Source organism: Vibrio sp. 2134-1 (assembly GCF_033339495.1).
Window position 1 is genome coordinate 1 of sequence record NZ_JAWOUS010000024.1, and the last position, 18,665, is coordinate 18,665.

Below are 18,665 nucleotides of genomic sequence, written 5' to 3' on the forward strand. Positions count from 1 at the left end.
TGAGTAGTTTTACAGGCAAAGCCGAAACGGATGATAACCACCTACTGAAGTAGGTGGTTTAGGGCTGAAAACAAAAAGGCTCCTAATTCAGGAGCCTTGTTTATTCTTAAATCTATCTGAGCATTTGTTACGCTTGCTTTGCAACAATCGCGCGCACGGCTTCTAGGTCTTCGGGCGTATCAACCCCTGCCGCTGGTGCTTCTTTCGCTACCGCCACATGAATTTTTTCACCGTACCAAAGCACTCGCAGTTGCTCAAGACACTCAATCTGCTCTAATGCACTTGGTGCCCAATTGACATACGTATTAATGAAACCAGCTCGATAAGCATAAATACCAATATGACGCATTAATGGGTTGGCAATGGTTTTGTCTTGTTTAGCAAAGTTATCGCGATCCCAAGGGATGGTTGCTCGACTAAAGTACAACGCATAGCCTTGCTCATCTGCGACAACTTTAACAGCGTTCGGGTTGAACACTTCCTCTTCCGAGTCTATTTCTACAGCTAACGTCGCCATCGGGGCTTCACACCCAGATAAGTTATCAGCAACCTGACGAATGATGGACGGCGGAATCAAAGGCTCATCCCCTTGCACATTAACAATAATGTGGTCTGACGGAATAGCCATCTTTTCAACAACTTCGGCAAGACGCTCCGTACCTGATTCGTGGTGGGGAGAGGTCATACAAACTTTACCACCAAATGACGAAACCGCTTTCGCAACACGCTCGTCATCAGTTGCAACGATGACATCTTCCGCACCCGCTTGTAGCGCTTGTTCATAAACCCACTGAACCATAGGCTTACCACCAATATCCGCTAGCGGTTTACCAGGCAAACGGCTCGATGCGTAGCGCGAAGGGATGACAACCGTAAAAGACATTAGCGTCCCTCATCCATGCTCATAGTGCGAGCTTCAGGCTCTAGCAGAACTGGAATACCCTCTTTGATCGGGTAAGCAAGGCGATCCAATTTGCAGATCAACTCTTGATTATCTTTATCGTACGTCAGCTTACCTTTGCAAACAGGGCAAGCTACAATCTCAAGTAGACGGTGATCCATAAGCCGCTTTAACCTCTTTTATTCTATTTAAAATTTGCTCTGCATCGTTTGACTCAAACTGGGCAGATACAGGCAGATACCACCAATTATCTTGCGCATAATGGCTGCACTTGACGGCATCTTTCTCGGTCATAATCACATTGGTCCCTTGTTGAGCCAATGCTTCTAATTCTTGTTGATCAAAGTCTTGATGGTCAGCAAAACCTTTTGTGACTTTAACATTTGCGTTCATCGAGTTTAGTGTATGAAAAAAACGCGGAGGATGCCCAATGCCCGCAAATGCGACCAGATCTCTCAACTCCGAGACATCCACATGTTGCTTAGTCTTAAGATTAATAGCTTTAGAGGGTGCTAAAGCCATTGCGATTTCGCCCGTATGCGCTTGACCGCCATTGGTGATGATAAAGTCGACTTCTTTAAGTCGCTCAATACCTTCACGTAAAGGACCTAATGGAATCAGGCTTTCATTCCCAAACCGGCGATTCCCATCCACAATCACTAACTCAATATCACGGCCTAACGCATAATGTTGTAATCCATCATCCGTAATTATGATATCCACATCCAAATCTAGCAGTGCTTTCACAGCATTTGAACGCACAGGATCTACCGCAACAGGTGCTCCCGTACGGCGATGAATCAACTTAGGTTCATCGCCACAATGCTTCGCTGGCGTATCTTCTTTTAGCACTAACGGATAGGCAGGAGCCTTTGCCCCATAACCACGAGAAACAACCCCCGGCTTAAAGCCCATTTGCTGTAGTTGCTCAACAAGCCACACAACAACTGGTGTTTTACCATTGCCACCAGCAGTGATATTGCCAACCACAACAACAGGTATAGGCGCATTATAAGCTTGCTTGCGGCCAGTTTGGTATTGCTTTCGCTTTGACTTGCTTATCGCTCCAAATAATAAACTCAGTGGCCACAAAAGCGGCCACAAGAGGTATTTTATTGGATGGTTTTCAAACCAGATTTTTTCAATCACCGCGCTTATTCACCAAACTGAATACGGTGCAATTGTGCATACGCACCATTTTTCTTAATAAGCTCAGCGTGGTTGCCACGTTCAATGATGGCACCATCATCAACCACAAGAATTTCATCGGCTTTCTCGATTGTGGATAAGCGGTGCGCTATTACAAGTACCGTTTTGTCTTTTTGCAGCTCATCAAGTGCAGCTTGAATAGCTCGCTCGGATTCGGTATCCAAAGCCGAAGTTGCCTCATCAAGAATCAGCACTGGAGCATCACGCAATAGAGCTCGCGCAATCGCAACACGTTGGCGTTGACCACCAGACAAGCTAGCACCATTTTCACCAATCATCGCATCTAGTCCGCCATCCATCTTACTGATGAACTCCATCGCATGCGCGAGTGTTGCCGCTTTCTCGATATCACTGCGCTCGTATTGGCCATCCGTTGCGTACGCAATATTGTTTGCTATCGTGTCATTAAACAAATGAACATTTTGCGATACTAGTGCAAATTGCTGACGTAAATTCTTTAGCTCGTAATCACGAATATCATGCCCATCTAATGTGATAGATCCACTGCCAACATCATAGAAGCGGTTGAACAAGTTCGCGATGGTACTTTTACCTGAGCCAGAACGGCCAACTAGCGCCACCGTTTTTCCTCTTGGAATATCGAAGCTGACATTTTCCAATGCTGGTTTTTCTGCGCCAGTGTAAGTAAAGCTTACGTTTTTAACCGAAACATCGCCATTTGCGCGTTCAACTGTCAACTTACCTTCGTTTTTCTCAGGCTCGAGGTCAATTAACGCGAAGAGCGTTTGGCTCGCGGCCATACCACGTTGGAACTGAGAAGTAACGTTAGTCAGCGCTTTAAGTGGGCGCATCAGACCAAACATTGCAGAGAAGACAACAGTAAATGTCCCTGGAGTCAACTGCTCTTTAATCGAATCAATACTTGCTAAATAAAGAACGGCAACAATTGCAAGTGATGCAATCATTTGGATGATAGGGTTAGCCGCCGCTTGAGCCGTCACCAACTTCATGCTTTGTTGACGCATTTGGTTGCTGACTTTTTCAAATCGTTTACGTTCGATGTCTTGGCCGCCATAGCTCAGCACAACTTTATGGCCTTTCAGCATCTGCTCTGCTGATGCAGTTACGTTACCCATCATGGTCTGCATATTTTTGGATATTTTTCTAAAACGTTTAGAAACAACACCAATACCCCATGCTACAACGGGAGCAACAGCAAACAGCACTAGCGACAATTGCCAGCTGTTGTAAAACATCAAGACTAACAGACCAATGATACTTGCGCCTTCACGGACAATGCTCACCAACGCTTGGCTAGTTGCCGCTGACACTTGCTCTGAGTCGTAGGTTATACGCGACAATAAATTGCCCGTCTTTTCCTTATCAAAGTAAGACACCGGCATATGCATAAAGTGATTGAACACCATGCGACGGACTTGCATAACTACGTTGCCAGATACCCAACTCAAACAGTAGGTGGAGACAAATCCACTTATGCCACGAATGAACATCATAGCAAAAATAATCAATGGAAGCGTGCGTAAAAAATCAGACTCAGCGTTCCCAAAACCTTCATCGAGTAGCGGTTTTAGCAAGGAAATCATATAAGTATCTGATATTGCATTAATAACTAATGCTAAAACAGCAACGATTAGGCCAGATTTATAAAGGCGTATAAATTGCCAGAGACGCTTAAACGTCTGCCAAGTCGTTTCATCAGTATTTGTTGACATAGAAGTGCTTTGTTTTCTTACATTAAGGCATTCATTCTACTCTGTTAGCGCTCATATGCCTATCCCTAGAACGTACACTAAGTTTGCTAACGTATAAGACTGCCACTTTTACCCAGTAGATCTCCAATGTGTCATTGGCTAACCTACTCTGACTCAACTGATATTCAATCTTAAATATGAAAATTGGGGGATCAAGCCTCATCGTGAAGCAAACTTGACCATCGTACCTGTTCATCTACTGATAAACATTAATAAATGTGTTATGTCCACTTAGAGAAAGTCTTTTAGTCTTTTATATTTCGCTCTATACTCTTGATATGTTCATTCTTATTTACAATAAAAAATATGCAAGTCATTCCCATTGTTCATTGCTTTGATAACAACTATGTTATTCCAGCTGCAGTAGCATTCTATTCTTTGCTTGAGAAATCAGATAAAAACTACAAATACCAGATATATGTCTTACATGAAGATATTACGCTGCTAAATCAAGAAAAATTAAAAAAAACCATACAAAAATTCAAAAACTCAGAGCTTATTTTCATTAATTTCGATGAAAATGTCGACTTTGAAAATGATTGGAAAAACATAAAGACAAAAGGTCATTACTCTAAAGCTATGTTTTACAAACTTAGTATTTCAAGTTTAATTAAAGAACATAAAAAAATGATCGTATCTGATGTCGATGTTATTTACTTAAATGACATTTCAAAAGATTTTATAGAATATAATAACAACGATGATAATAATTATATATCAGGGGTATTCTCTGTAGATAAGATCCTAAGCTATAATGATGTTTATAAAAAGAGTTTTTCTAATGAAGAGATTAGCCAACTGAAAATAGGTGCTGGATACTTTTTTATGAATGCCGATCTCATTAGAAAAGATAATTTAGAGAAAAGGTTTAAAGACTACCTCGAAAAAAACTCTCACAGATTAATACAGCCAGAACAAGACGTTCTAAACTTCTGTTGTCACCCTAGAGTTGGAAAATTACCCTTAAGAAACATGGTTTGTAACTATGTGTATAGTATGTATGACAGAAAAGAGTTTGTGGATGAGGTTAACTATACTAAAGAAGAATTATTGGATGCATATGATAATCCGATTCAACTCCATTACGCATCAAGAGTAAAACCATGGAACAAATTAGATTCTATAAAAGCTAACTTGTGGTTAGAATGTATACTTAAGACCGAGTTTTTCGAAGACTACTTTTCTAGCTTAGAGCAACTAGCCAGACCAAATGGTGAAAAGAAACTATTTAGTTTTACACTACCATTAAAAAAGAATAAAAAATTCAGGTTGGATATATTAAAAATAAAAAGCTAAAACTTACAGACCTAATTCGACATTAGGTCTTTTTATATTAGTTCCGCTACGCAGCATTTGCCTATACCAAGGCTCAAATGTATCGCTACGTTTGGTTTCTGAGCGCCAATTATCACGGTGAATAAAGAAGCTTACCTGACCACCCTCACCAGTATCAAGCCAAGTAACGCCAAGCTTTCGGTATGAAGCAACGACATTTTCCGCTGGCATTCCCCATCGATTGTTTTTTGCTAAAGAAGCAACTGCCACACTCGGGCTCACCGCCTCAATAAATCGAGGATTCGATGAACTTTTACTCCCGTGGTGAGGGACTAGCATCACATCGCTTTGTAACTTTCCGGGTTCTCTAAGCAAAATCCACTCGCTAATGGCCTCAATATCACCAGTAAAAAGCATACTAAAGTTAGAAATAGGGTCAGTAAGTCGTAATACACAGGAGTGCGGATTATACGCACGTTGAACAAGTGTAGGAGGCCAGAGCACTTCCATGTTTAATCCTTGCCATTTCCATTGGTCGCCTCTAGTGCAAGGCTCATATTCGATAAAGAATTGACTACTAAGTTTACGCTGTGGAGAAAAGGCATCTTCAATGAAAAAGCGGCCGCCTGCGTGATCATTATCGGAATGGCTTAGAATCAGTGTATCTATGCTTTCATAACCTCGTTGATGCAAAACCGGAGTGACGACCTGCTCTGCGATACTGCCGCTTTGCCATGCTTTACCAGTGTCATACAGCAACACCTTGTCGTCTTTTTCTACAACCACTGCAAGGCCATGACCTACATCTAATACATCGATACGCCAATGCGGTTCATACTCCGATGCAAGCTTGATACTAATAACGATGCCGAGTAACAAATACCACGCGTACTGAGACATGAACCGTTGAAATATTAAGCAAACCACTATCGCCATAACCAGCATTGTCATTTCCATGCTAATAGGTTGCCAAGAACCTATTGCGTACTGTATTGACGTGCTCAATGGCTGTAATGACCAGTCCACCAAATGCCACAGAGGCTTCGCTATCATTTCAAGAAACAAAGATGAGAACAGGGCTAGAAACATCAAAGGTACAACGATAAATCCGAACCAAGGAATAAATACCAAGTTGTAGGCTATTGAGGACAAACTAAAACCGGAGAAGAAATGGCCACTAACAGGTACGATTAAAGCGCTCAACATCAATTGAGTAAGCAATAACGCTTTTAATCGCGCTTTCCAACCTCCCCTTTGATGTCGAATCAAATTAATTGCGAACAATACCGCACAAACGGAGAGGTATGATAACCAAAAGCTCATGCTGTAGGATGCAAAAGGTTGGACAAGCAGTTGTAGAGATACTGCAAGCAAAAGAACTCGCCAAGAAGTCCAGTGCACCAGAGTATACTTCAGGAGAACGTAAACAACGCATACCGACACTGCTCGCGTAGTAGGCAGAGAGAAATCCGCTAACCAAGCGTAGGCAACAGCGAAGATCAGCCCATATAAGCTAGGTAACAACTGGTATTGGGGTAATAGATAACGAACGGTACCGCCCACGACTAGCCCAAAAGTAAACGCCATACCAATATGTAAACCAGAAATGGAGACCAAATGCAGTAAACCACTGTCCCTGAGCGCTTGCCAATCTTCCTTAGACAACCAAGAACGGTCAGCAAAAACTAACGCACTTATTAACGAGAAATGATGAAGGGAAGACACATCATCAGCGACATCGGCAATAATGGATTGACGCAGAGATACATTAGAACGAACAATCCACTTAGCATCTTTGTTAACAACCGCTCGGGCGATAATATTTTTACCCATCGCGTGCTTTTCAGCATCAAAGCCAGCTTCGTTGCGTAGACCTGTAATCGGCTTTAACAAGATGGATGTCGTAAACTCACTGTTAACATCGAGTGGAAAAGGCGTAATAAGACGGATTTTAGGTTTAAGAAAAGGTAACAGAGTTTGAGAATTTACCGCTTCTATAGCGACAATACCTTCATAACCGTGACTTATTTGCGTAAAAGGGCTGTCAACTTTACCAATTATGGTAATATTCTCCCCTGCTTGAAAAAGGGCTTGTCTCTGAGACTCCAATACATTGCCGTGGACGATGACAACCGTAAAGCCCGCAATTGCGCCTATGCTAATTAAGCCACGACGTAATTTGATTATTGAGCCAGTGGTTATTATTCCCAGCAGCAACCAACGCCAATCTGGTATTGTCGGCCACCAAGCCGACGAGATTACGCTCGCTACAAATAACGCCAAGGTCCAACTTTTTTCTGAGAGAGTCATGCTGTCCTATGCCTAGAAAGCTGATAAAACGCTTCATGCCAGATCATGAATTGATCAAACGCCAAAAAGCATTGAAGGTCTTCGGCAATGTGTTGTACAACCCGAACTTGTGGTGCTTAAACCGCCGCTCGGCATCAGGGGCTTTTGCTGTCGGGTTATTTATGGCTTTTGTTCCGCTGCCGAGCCAAATGATCATGGCCGCTGGCTTGGCCATTATGTTGGGTGTCAATCTGCCCCTCTCCGTCGCTTTGGTATGGATCAGCAACCCTATCACTATGCCTGTGCTATTTTACTTTGCGTACAAGCTAGGTGCTCTAGTGATGCGTCTTCCCCCGCAACCTTTTCACTTTGAACTATCGTGGGAATTCATCATGCAGCAAATGAGCACCATTGGACCTCCATTTCTATTGGGCTGCGCAATTTGTGGGGTTGTATCCGCGATTATTGGCTACTTCGGAATTCGAGGGCTTTGGCGCTACTCAGTGGTACGGAGCTGGCAAAAACGCAAAATAAGATAAGACCTTACTGCGTAAAAATCAGCATTTGAGCTATCAGTTGAGGGGCATCTAACAGTTAGAATGAAACGCGATGTTACTCAAGTCGGATAAATACAAAAAAGGACCGAATTCGGTCCTTTTTGTTTTCGCATATTGTAAAACAATCCGCTATTTAGAACTCAGTACAGCCGCCGGATTCAACCTTGCGGCACGCGAAGCAGGATACCACGTCGCAAGTAAACTAAGCACTATCGCCGTCACTGACACCAATGCCACATCTGGCCAGTGTAGTTGTGATGGTAAGAAGTCGACGAAGTAAATATCACCCGATAAAAACTGATGACCAATTAAGCTCTCTAACCCTTTAATTAACGGAGTCAGGTTTAACGCCACTAAGACACCGATAACACTGCCGACGAGACTACCAAATACACCAGAGAATACACCTTGCCAAACAAAGATCCGTTTGATTAGGCTATCTTTTGCTCCCATTGTTCGCAAAATTGCGATTTCCGCCGCTCGGTCTTTCACTGCCATCATCAACGTAGACACAATATTAAAACATGCCACGCCAATCACCAGTACCATCACCAAGTACATAATGGTGCGCACGAGCTGAATATCGCGATACAAAAAACCAAACTTTTGCTGCCAGCTTTTCAAATACACATAAACATCAACCATGCTACCAACCTCGCGAACAATAGAAGGCGCATTGAGAACATCGTCAGTTTTTAGTGAAATGCCAGTGACCCCTTCCCCTAATCTCGCGTATTGCTGAGCATCCGCTAATGGTACTAACGCTAGAGAGTGGTCGATTTGGCCATTCAATGTTAAGAACCCTGACACCTTCACGCGCACTCGCTTAGGAGCCTGCACTTTATTTGCGCCGCCTGTTTGCGGAATCATCAACGTAACGTAATCCCCCACGGCGACATTTAGCTCGTTTGCTACACCTCGTCCTAAGATCACTTGCTGCTGACCGGCATAAAAGTTTTGCCAAGCTTCTTGGTCAATAAAATTCGATAAGCTCGACACCGCTTGCTCGAAAGTAGGCTCTACACCACGAACTTCTATCGCTTTTAGCTTACTGCCTTTTTCTGCCAAGCCCGTAAAACGAACGTACGGTGCTGCCGCAACAACATGTTCATGTTTTAGAGCTTGATTCATCGTTTTGGTGTAGTCATGAAGTGGTCCATTAACACCTTCTAACTCTCCGTGTGGGATCACAGACAACACACGCGATTGCAGCTCGCGCTCAAAGCCATTCATTGCAGACAAACCGATAATGATCACAGCAACGCCAACCGCAATACCAATAGTCGAAGAAAGCGATATGAAAGACACCATCTTGTTGCGCTTTTTCGCTCGACTGAAGCGACCACCAATCATCAAAGCTAAAGAGGTAAACAAAACTAGCCCTCCGCAGATGCTGTATCATTCACAAAACGATCTACGAGCAAACCATCTTGCATGTGCATTTGACGATCCATTTTTGCTGCCAGCTCTTTGTCATGCGTGACAACCAAAAATGCAATGTTTGACTCTTTATTGAGCTCGCGCATCAAATCATAGATAGACAGTGCCGTATTGTGATCTAAGTTCCCCGTAGGTTCATCAGCCAAGACCAGATCAGGTTTATTCACCAATGCACGCGCAATCGCAACACGCTGACGCTCACCGCCCGATAACTCGGAGGGTCTATGTTGCATCCGATGACTCAAACCAACTTTATCTAACAGCGCTTTAGCCGCCTGTTTTGCATCCGCTACTTTAGCACCGCCAATCATCAGTGGCATCGCCACATTTTCAAGCGCAGTAAAGTCAGCCAACAAGTGATGAAACTGGTATACAAAACCAAGGTGCTTGTTGCGTAATGCCGCCTGTTTGTTCGAGCTCAAAGCTGATAGGTTTTGCCCTAGAAAATCAACTTCACCATGAGTTGCGTCATCTAACGCACCTAAAATATGCAATAAGGTACTTTTTCCCGAACCAGAAGAGCCAACAATAGAAACCAACTCCCCTTTGTCGATATCGAAACTTACGCCTTTCAACACTTCCGTATCTAACGAACCCTCTCGGTAGACTTTACGAATATCACGACATTCTAATAGCTTATTCATAGCGAAGTGCCTCAGCAGGTTTAACAGAAGATGCTCGATAAGAAGGATAAAGCGTAGCAGCAAGGCTAAGAGCAATCGCCAACACCACCACTAAAAGAATTTGCAGTGAATCAATCAAGATGGGTAGATGACCACCAAAGCTGAATAGCGCCACACCAGCAGATTCAAGAATCGCATTTAGATTAAGTGACAAGATCACGCCCGCAGCGCCACCAACAATCGCGCCAATTACACCACTGCTTGCACCTTGCACCATGAAAATGGTCATCACTTGAGATTGAGTCATGCCTTGAGTTTTCAATATTGCGACTTCTGATTGCTTCTCCATTACCACCATGATTAAAGCGGAGATAATATTGAATGCAGCGACACCCACAATTAGACCTAGCATAAGTCCCATCATGTTCTTTTCCATTTTCACCGCTTGGAAAAGCTCACCACGCTGTTCGCGCCAATCACTCCATTCCCATCCATCAGGCATGGGTTGGTCAGCAAAATCCGTCACCATAAATGGGTCAGAGAAAAAGACACGCCAACCAGAAACCGTGTCTTTAGGGAAACGCATCAGCTTAGATGCATCCGTCATGTTCACAATCATTAATTGACCATCAACGTCCGATCCCGTATTGAAAATGCCTGAGACAGTAAAGTTTCGCTGGCTAGGAATACGGCCAAGTGGGGTAAACTGCGTTGCGTTGGTCACCATCAAGCGCACTTTATCCCCGATTGAGACCTTTAGTGAACGCGCCAAACTGTGACCCAAAAATACATTGTAGTCACCTGCTTGAAGTGACGATAATCGTCCGGCAATCAAATGGTTGCTAATCGGATCGCCTTTCTTAGGTTCAATACCGATGAGGTAACCAGCCGTCAGCTGTGCAGAACTCTGAATAACAGCCTCTCCTCTAACGATAGGCTCCGGCTGAGATTCACTCGACATCGCTTGAACAAATGGAGGGGCAGACTCGGTCATAGGCGTTTTTCCATCGTGTTGCGAAACAACGGCATGAGGTAGCACACCTAAAATGCGTTCTTTTAACTGCGATTCAAACCCGTTCATCACAGAAAGAACCGTCACCAACGCCATTACACCGATCGTAATACCCGCCGTCGACATATAAGAAACAAATCGGCTGAACCTATCTCCAGAGCGTCCCCGAAGATACCTTAAGCCAATAAACAATGAGATAGGATGATACATATAAGACAAACCAACTGGTTGTTTTGATATAAAGCTTTAGCGGATTATCTTACCTTACTCTTCTCATTAAGAAGACAAGAGAATCGCTAAATTTGTCAACGACATGCAATAAGTCTGTATTTAGGGCAAAAAGTTCAAGGACAAATCGGCTAAACTTGATAACTTCATTCAGTTAGCGATAATCAGTGCCCTATTTCTCTTTGTTTGTTGAGTGAGCAAGGAGCGCTCGCTGGCAAAAGGATCGACTATATGACAGAGCAAGAATACTTTACCGTCCATCATAACCTCACCATCAACGTCGAAACGTTGAGTGCGGACTTTGCTTTGCCAGATGAAGAAACGTTTGTCTCCGAAATTCCAGCACCATTTATTGTCGCCAGTGAATTTAGTCACTTAGATATGTTGGCAGACAACGCGCGTCTAGAGCTGAAAAACAAAGAGTTAAAGCATGTGATCAACTTGCTTGATACGCAAAACGCGAAACTTAACCTCTTGTTGAGCTTTATGCTTTCACAACAAGATGACGCCTCCATTCGCTATCAAACGACGCAGTTTGGTGCTAGTCAACTCAGTTTCCGCTCAGATACAGCGTTAACTACTCAACAACTCGTTCGTGTTAAACTGTTCCTCGATCACCCTGCTGCGGCGATTTACTGTTACGCTCAAGTAGAAGAATGTGATGCTTCAGAGCAAGATTTCATTATCACGCTTAGATACAAGATGCTCCGAGAATCTGATCAAGATTTACTGATAAAGGCGGCACTGTATCAACAACAAAAACTTTTACGTCAGCGCTCGATGGAGCGAGATAAAAAATAATTCCTATGACAAAAGCAACGATTCTTTCCGTCACCAACCCTTCAGAGCGTGGCGACAAAAAACAGCTAGGTAATTTGCCGGGCGCAGCTCTACCTCTAGCCATTGCAGAGCTAGCCAAGCAGCATTCGAGTCACTCTCTACTCGTTGTGCCTGACCCGCAAATTGCTTTAAAACTTCAGGCAGAGATTGAGCAATTCACCGACCAAACGGTAAGCCTGTTCCCCGACTGGGAAACGCTGCCTTACGATAACTTTTCTCCGCATCAAGAAATCATCTCTGAACGTATCGCACGCCTATACCAACTGCCAAGTCAGCGTGATGGCATAACCATCGTCCCGGTCAGTACAGTATTGCAACGCCAATCGCCACGTGATTTTCTGTTGCAACACACTTTAATGGTGAAAACTGGTGATCGAATCTCGCTAGAGAAGTTACGTGTACAACTTGAAAATTCAGGCTACCGCCATGTAGATCAAGTATTTGGGCCAGGTGAATATGCAAGTCGTGGGTCTATTCTGGATCTCTTTCCTATGGGCAGCAATGACCCGTACCGCATCGACTTCTTTGATGATGAAATAGATACCATTCGCACGTTTGATCCAGAGAACCAACGCTCTATCGACGATATTCAGCAAATCCAATTGCTGCCTGCACATGAATTCCCAACCACTAAAGAAGCGATTGAAGATTTCCGTACACGTTGGCGTACCCAGTTCGACGCACGCCGCGAGCCTGAATCAATCTACATGCAAGTGACCAAAGGCACGTGGCCCGCTGGTATTGAGTATTGGCAGCCGCTGTTTTTTGACCATACCGAGACTTTATTTGAATATTTGCCAGAAGACTCTCAAGTCATCACATATGGTGATATCGAATCTGCGGTCGATACTTTCTTAACCGATGTCGAATATCGATACGACCAGAAAAAAGTTGATCCGCTGCGTCCTCTTTTGACTCCTGAACAGCTTTGGTTGAAAAAAGACGAACTTTTCAGTCAACTAAAACAGCTCCCTATCGCTCAATTGAGCCTAGATAAAGTGGTTAAGCGTGCCGGTCGTCAAAACCTACCCGTACAATCGTTAGCCGAGCTTGGCGTTCAGCAACAAAATAAAGAGCCGCTCTCGCGCCTTCGTCAGTTTAGTGAGCAATTCAGCGGAAAAATCGTTTTCTCGGTAGAGTCAGAAGGTCGTCGTGAAGCACTAACGGAGCTGTTGCAAGGCATCAAAGTTCGGCCAGTCGTACATGGCTCACTTTACCAAGCTCTAGACTCAGGTGATCGATTCAGCTTGATCTTAGGCGCAGCAGAGCATGGTTTCATTCACGAAGAGCTGAACTTCGCTCTGATCTGTGAAAGTGATCTACTCGGTGACCGTGTTATCCAGCGACGCCGCAAAGATAAAAAAGCCGTCAACAGTGACACCGTTATTCGCCACCTTGCGGAGTTAAAACCCGGTCAACCTGTGGTTCATATTGATCACGGTATTGGTCGCTACATCGGTTTACAAACACTTGAAGCCGGTGGCATGAAAACGGAATACGTCACCCTTGAGTATCAAAACGATGCCAAGCTCTACGTGCCAGTTTCATCACTGAATCTTATCAGCCGTTATTCTGGCGGCGCTGAAGAGAGTGCGCCACTGCATAAATTAGGTGGTGAAGCGTGGGCAAAAGCACGTCGTAAAGCGGCAGAAAAAGTGCGTGATGTCGCAGCAGAATTGCTGGATGTGTATGCTAAACGAGAATTAAAACCTGGCTTCAAATTTGAGCTAGATCGTGGGCAATACGCAACATTTAAAGCAACATTCCCGTTTGAAGAAACAGATGACCAAGCGATGGCCATCAATGCCGTATTGTCAGACATGTGCCAGGCAAAAGCGATGGATCGCTTAGTGTGTGGTGACGTGGGCTTTGGTAAAACGGAAGTCGCTATGCGCGCAGCATTTGTCGCAACGGATAACAGTAAACAGGTCGCCGTACTCGTACCAACAACCTTGCTTGCTCAGCAGCATTTCGAAAACTTCCGTGACCGTTTTGCCAACTTACCAATCCGAGTTGAAGTACTGTCTCGTTTTAAATCTGCCAAAGAACAAAAAGTCATTCTGCAAGACGTTGCCGATGGTAAAGTAGACATTGTCGTTGGTACGCATAAGCTGCTTTCGAGCGACATTAAATTCAAAGATTTAGGTTTGTTGATCGTTGATGAGGAACACCGCTTTGGGGTTCGTCAAAAAGAAAAAGTCAAAGCAATGCGTGCGGATGTGGACATTCTTACCCTCACCGCAACACCAATTCCACGCACACTGAATATGGCAATGAGTGGCATGCGAGACCTGTCGATCATCGCGACACCTCCTGCACGCCGTTTAGCCATTAAAACCTTTGTTCGACAAAAAGAAGAGCCAGTGGTCCGTGAAGCGGTACTGCGTGAAATTATGCGTGGTGGTCAGGTTTACTTCCTGCACAATCAGGTTGAAACCATTGAAAAAACGGCAGAAGACTTACAGAAACTCATCCCAGAGGCACGTATTACCGTGGCTCATGGTCAAATGCGCGAGCGCGAACTTGAGCGAATCATGAATGACTTCTACCATCAGCGCTTTAATGTGTTGGTGTGTACAACCATCATCGAAACCGGTATCGACGTACCAACGGCGAATACCATAATCATGGATCGTGCGGACAATCTTGGCTTGGCGCAGTTGCATCAACTACGTGGCCGTGTTGGACGTTCGCACCATCAAGCCTATGCTTACTTATTAACGCCACATCCAAAAGCCATGACCAAAGATGCCATCAAGCGTCTTGATGCGATTGCTTCACTGGAAGACTTAGGTGCTGGCTTTACGTTAGCAACCCACGATTTAGAAATCCGTGGTGCTGGTGAGCTGCTTGGTGATGAGCAAAGTGGGCAAATTCAATCCGTTGGTTTTACACTTTATATGGAAATGCTGGAACAAGCAGTGCAAGCATTAAAAGAAGGCAAGGAGCCATCTTTGGATGAGCTGCTTCGTGAGCAAACTGAAGTGGAAATGCGAATCCCAGCGCTCTTACCAGATGATTACATTCCGGATGTAAACACACGACTGTCGATGTACAAACGCATTGCGAGTGTCACAAGCAGTGATGAACTATCAGAGCTAAAAGTGGAACTGATTGATCGCTTTGGTCTGCTTCCAGACGCAACAAAGAACTTACTTGCCGTCTCAGAATTGAAAATTTCGGCTGGTAGTTTAAAAGCGAAAAAGATAGAAGCCCATGATAAAGGTGGATTTATCGAGTTTTACCCTGATGCTGACATAAATCCAGCGTATTTAGTTAAACTGCTGCAATCACAGCCGCAAAAATTTGCAATGGAAGGTCCAACTAAGTTCAAGTTTAGCGTACCATTGGTGGACCGACGTAAACGCATTCAGTTTGTTCAAGACTTACTGAATGATTTTAAACAGAATTTATTACCAACGAGCTAATAGTCGAATGAGAATACTGATCCCGTTATTGCTTCTATGTGTCTCAATGCCCTCTTGGGCACAGCGCCAATTTGATATTGAAGTGATCATTTTCAAGCGAGCAGTCGACGCTGAAAGCACAACAGAATCTTGGCCGAATCAACTGCCAAAAATCGATATGGAAAATGTCGGTAGCCTAGAGAGTGAATCCTACCGCCGCTCTAAAGGCGTGACGCTTTTGCCAAGTTCTTCTTTCCGTCTCAACGCGCAAGAAGCGGCACTAAATAATCATGCCGGCTTTAAAGTGCTTAAACACGTAGCCTGGCGTCAAGGTGACCGAGGTAAATCTAGCGCCCCAATTTTCCGCATCGTTGGCGGGCGAGATTTCTCTGATTCTTATCAAGCAGATGGCCGCCCAATCAATGGCAATAGTAATCAAACATTTTCCAGCGACGGTTACAGTGAAGAGACGGTCAATGGTCCTTTATATGAACTAGATGGTCGATTCCAAATATACGTACAGCATTACCTCTTCGCTGAAACAACACTAGATCTGCGCGAACCAAGTGTTAGAGAGGTGCGTTTTGAACCAACCTCAACTGAGCAATTGGCGGATGACTTAGGTGAAGTAGATGGTAACGTCCAAGTTGGTAACTTGGCAGAAATATCGCCGACAGTAACCGAAGAGAAATTCCTGAAGAGTTATCGAATGGATCAAAAACGTCGTATGCGTAGCAGCGAGACTCATTACCTAGATAACCCGTTGATGGGTATGATCATTCAAGTTCGTCGGGTTCGATAAGCACGAGCGGTTCGACAAAGCGCAGCAAAGCTGCGCTTTGTTTTTATCTGCTATACCTCAGTTATTCCTAACCAACGCAGAGCAAGGAAAATAGCTGCGTTCAAGTATAAATAGACAGCTTTCAATTTACTTACACTCAACATGGAAGTCGTATTAGTTCATGAGTCCAGACTTTGAAATCATTGCGCCCCGCTTAGCGCTCAAGCTCATCCCTGCTGAAGAAGCACATTCACTACAACGATTACTTGCAGAATCCCCTTCGCTGCACCAATGGCTTGACTGGTGTGATAAAAACGTCACATTGAAAACCGCGCAGGACTTTCTGTTGGCAACCCGTCTTAACTGGGTCAAAACTGAGGCTTTTGGTTTCGGTATCTATGAGCGGCAAAGTAACACTTTGGTTGGAATGGCAGCGGTTAATGAGTTATATCATACGTTTAATATGGCGAGTATTGGTTACTGGGTTGCCGACCGCTATCAACGGCAAGGTTATGCCCAAGAAGCCGTTAAAGCCTTAGCAGAATTCTGCTTCGCAAAGCTAAGTTTAACTCGACTAGAGATTGTTTGTGACCCCGACAACGAAGCTAGCCAAGCCTTAATTGAGTCCGTCGGTGCACAAAAAGAAGCCATCGCCAGAAACCGGTTTATTTTTCAGGGTAAGCCTAAAGATGGCGTTGTGTTCTCACTTTTACCGACAGATCTAACATAAACAAAAAGCCACCGACTTGCGGTGGCTTCTGCATTTTTTAAGATACAACACATCCACACAGAGTGGATTTAAAACCTTAGTGCAGCTTAAGGTTTGGACGCAGCACGCGATTAATGCGGCCGACGAGCATCATCAGACCGGTTTTGAATACACCGTGCAACGCCATTAGGTGCATGCGATACAATGAGATGTAAACGACACGAGCAATACGGCCTTCTACCATCATCGACCCTTTAGTTAGGTTCCCCATCAGACTACCAACGGTTGAGAAGCGACTTAGAGACACTAATGAACCGTGATCTTTATATACATAGTCTTTCAACTCGCGCCCGTTGATCTTCGCGACGATGTTACTAAATGCCTGGCTTGCCATTTGGTGTGCAGCTTGAGCGCGTGGCGGCACGAACGAACCGTCAGACTGGGTGCATTGTGCTAAGTCACCAATAACAAAGATGTCATCATCTCGTGTTGTCTGTAGTGTGTTTTTCACTACAAGCTGATTGATACGGTTCGTTTCTAAGCCAGCGATATCTTTAATAAAGTCTGGAGCTTTGATACCCGCAGCCCAAACCATGATTTGAGCTGGGATCTTCTCACCATCTTTTGTAGTAAGGCCATCTTTTTCAGCTTTAGTCACCATAGTGGCGGTGCGCACGTTTACGCCCAACTTCACCAACTCTTGATGAGCAGCAGAAGAAATACGTGGAGGTAACGCTGGTAAAATACGCTCACCTGCTTCAATCAGATTGACGTTCAACTTGCTAGAATCAAGATCACCGAAGCCATAAGTGCGCAGCTCTTTAACAGCATTATGTAACTCAGCTGATAGTTCAACGCCAGTTGCACCAGCACCAACAATCGCAATATCGACCGTACCGTTACCGTTTTTCGCGTGCAGCTTTAGGAACTCGTTGTTCATTTCTGTACGGAAACGGTGTGCTTGCTCAGGGCTGTCTAGGAAAATACAGTTTTCACGAACGCCAGGCGTGTTGAAGTCGTTTGATGTCGAGCCAATCGCCATCACTAGAATGTCGTATTCTAGCTCACGGCTTGGCATAAGAAGTTCACCGTGCTCGTCTTTAAGCTCACTTAAGATGATCACTTTACGTTCACGGTCGATGTCTTGAAGGCTACCCATTTGGAAGTCGAAGCTGTGGTTTTTTGCATGAGCTCGATAGCTCAGTGCATCTACTCCTTCGTCCAAAGAACCTGTAGCAACCTCATGCAATAATGGCTTCCACAAGTGGCTCGCTTTTCGATCGACTAGCGTAATTTGCGCACGGTTTTTGCGACCTAGAGTTCGACCAAGCTTAGTTGCCAACTCAAGACCACCTGCACCGCCGCCTACAACGATAATGCGTGTCACAATGATTTTCCTCTACAAAAATGAATATATGGGGTTCAGCTCGATGCATGACTCACAAACATTTGTGGCATCCATCCAACCGATGAATTCTTGGTTCTTAGAGGTGTCTCAATTACTTGGATTAAAAAACTGCCACTCACCTTGATTCTTTATCTATCAATGACTTGTCAGGGTTTGGCATGTTTATCTGGTACGCATACGACGCCAGAATTTTTTGGGCAAGTTTATTACTCGCTCTCAATTTTTTTTGATATTTATCAAATTATTTTAGTCC

General features: G+C 44.2%; 15 protein-coding genes. 6 read left to right on the forward strand and 9 right to left on the reverse strand.

Annotated elements, in window-relative coordinates:
- Positions 1-127 precede the first annotated feature (127 nt).
- Genes kdsB through msbA form a run of 4 tightly spaced genes read right to left on the reverse strand, consistent with a single transcriptional unit; the run spans position 128 to position 3,804 of the window.
- Complete coding sequence (gene kdsB, locus R7R78_RS20505) at positions 128-883, reverse strand: 3-deoxy-manno-octulosonate cytidylyltransferase (protein WP_005378450.1); 756 nt, start codon at positions 881-883, stop codon at positions 128-130.
- Positions 883-1,062: a Trm112 family protein gene (locus R7R78_RS20510; RefSeq protein WP_005378451.1), complete on the reverse strand. Its 180-nt coding sequence runs from the start codon at positions 1,060-1,062 to the stop codon at positions 883-885. The genes kdsB and R7R78_RS20510 overlap by 1 nt, the downstream gene beginning before the upstream one ends.
- The gene (lpxK, locus tag R7R78_RS20515) at positions 1,043-2,050 is read right to left on the reverse strand and encodes a tetraacyldisaccharide 4'-kinase (RefSeq protein WP_225474186.1); all 1,008 of its coding nucleotides are present in this window, start codon (positions 2,048-2,050) and stop codon (positions 1,043-1,045) included. Before lpxK ends, R7R78_RS20510 begins: the two co-directional genes overlap by 20 nt.
- A 5-nt stretch (positions 2,051-2,055) precedes the next feature.
- Positions 2,056-3,804 (reverse strand): lipid A ABC transporter ATP-binding protein/permease MsbA, encoded by a 1,749-nt coding sequence (msbA, locus tag R7R78_RS20520; RefSeq protein ID WP_225474187.1) that lies wholly within the window; start codon positions 3,802-3,804, stop codon positions 2,056-2,058.
- A 345-nt stretch (positions 3,805-4,149) separates the two neighbouring features.
- Between msbA and R7R78_RS20525 the strand changes: the two genes are divergently transcribed.
- Positions 4,150-5,139 carry a glycosyltransferase family 8 protein gene (locus tag R7R78_RS20525; RefSeq protein ID WP_104978932.1) on the forward strand — a complete coding sequence of 330 codons (990 nt, stop codon included), beginning with the start codon at positions 4,150-4,152 and terminating at the stop codon, positions 5,137-5,139.
- A 3-nt stretch (positions 5,140-5,142) separates the two neighbouring features.
- Here the strand turns inward: R7R78_RS20525 and R7R78_RS20530 are convergent, their stop codons facing one another.
- Positions 5,143-7,428 (reverse strand): DNA internalization-related competence protein ComEC/Rec2, encoded by a 2,286-nt coding sequence (locus R7R78_RS20530; protein ID WP_225474188.1) that lies wholly within the window; start codon positions 7,426-7,428, stop codon positions 5,143-5,145.
- An 8-nt stretch (positions 7,429-7,436) separates the two neighbouring features.
- Here R7R78_RS20530 and R7R78_RS20535 point away from each other — a divergent pair, with 8 nt between their 5' ends.
- Positions 7,437-7,946 (forward strand): DUF2062 domain-containing protein, encoded by a 510-nt coding sequence (locus R7R78_RS20535; RefSeq protein WP_005387834.1) that lies wholly within the window; start codon positions 7,437-7,439, stop codon positions 7,944-7,946.
- Positions 7,947-8,093: 147 nt separating this feature from the next.
- On the opposite strand, the gene lolE is transcribed toward R7R78_RS20535, so the two are convergent.
- From lolE to lolC, 3 genes are read right to left on the reverse strand one after another with little or no spacing between them, the layout of a single operon-like run.
- Positions 8,094-9,338, reverse strand: a complete 1,245-nt coding sequence (lolE, locus tag R7R78_RS20540; RefSeq protein ID WP_025766930.1) for a lipoprotein-releasing ABC transporter permease subunit LolE — start codon at positions 9,336-9,338, stop codon at positions 8,094-8,096.
- Positions 9,339-9,340: 2 nt separating this feature from the next.
- Positions 9,341-10,048 (reverse strand): lipoprotein-releasing ABC transporter ATP-binding protein LolD, encoded by a 708-nt coding sequence (gene lolD / locus R7R78_RS20545; RefSeq protein WP_206954020.1) that lies wholly within the window; start codon positions 10,046-10,048, stop codon positions 9,341-9,343.
- Positions 10,041-11,249 (reverse strand): lipoprotein-releasing ABC transporter permease subunit LolC, encoded by a 1,209-nt coding sequence (gene lolC, locus R7R78_RS20550; protein WP_031778997.1) that lies wholly within the window; start codon positions 11,247-11,249, stop codon positions 10,041-10,043. The genes lolD and lolC overlap by 8 nt, the downstream gene beginning before the upstream one ends.
- A 249-nt stretch (positions 11,250-11,498) precedes the next feature.
- Here lolC and R7R78_RS20555 point away from each other — a divergent pair, with 249 nt between their 5' ends.
- The 4 genes from R7R78_RS20555 (at position 11,499) to R7R78_RS20570 (ending at position 17,025) form a co-directional block, all read left to right on the forward strand.
- Entirely contained in the window at positions 11,499-12,068 is a 570-nt protein-coding gene (locus R7R78_RS20555; RefSeq protein WP_054576371.1) for a hypothetical protein, read from the forward strand.
- 5 nt (positions 12,069-12,073) lie between these two features.
- Positions 12,074-15,535 (forward strand): transcription-repair coupling factor, encoded by a 3,462-nt coding sequence (gene mfd / locus R7R78_RS20560; protein WP_132936528.1) that lies wholly within the window; start codon positions 12,074-12,076, stop codon positions 15,533-15,535.
- Between the two features lie 7 nt (positions 15,536-15,542).
- On the forward strand, positions 15,543-16,316 hold the full coding sequence (locus R7R78_RS20565) for a peptidoglycan binding protein CsiV (protein ID WP_005387825.1): 774 nt from the start codon (positions 15,543-15,545) through the stop codon (positions 16,314-16,316).
- Positions 16,317-16,476: 160 nt separating this feature from the next.
- Positions 16,477-17,025 carry a GNAT family N-acetyltransferase gene (locus R7R78_RS20570; RefSeq protein WP_005387823.1) on the forward strand — a complete coding sequence of 183 codons (549 nt, stop codon included), beginning with the start codon at positions 16,477-16,479 and terminating at the stop codon, positions 17,023-17,025.
- A 76-nt stretch (positions 17,026-17,101) separates the two neighbouring features.
- Here the strand turns inward: R7R78_RS20570 and R7R78_RS20575 are convergent, their stop codons facing one another.
- The gene (locus tag R7R78_RS20575; RefSeq protein ID WP_005378463.1) at positions 17,102-18,391 is read right to left on the reverse strand and encodes an NAD(P)/FAD-dependent oxidoreductase; all 1,290 of its coding nucleotides are present in this window, start codon (positions 18,389-18,391) and stop codon (positions 17,102-17,104) included.
- Positions 18,392-18,665 lie beyond the last annotated feature (274 nt).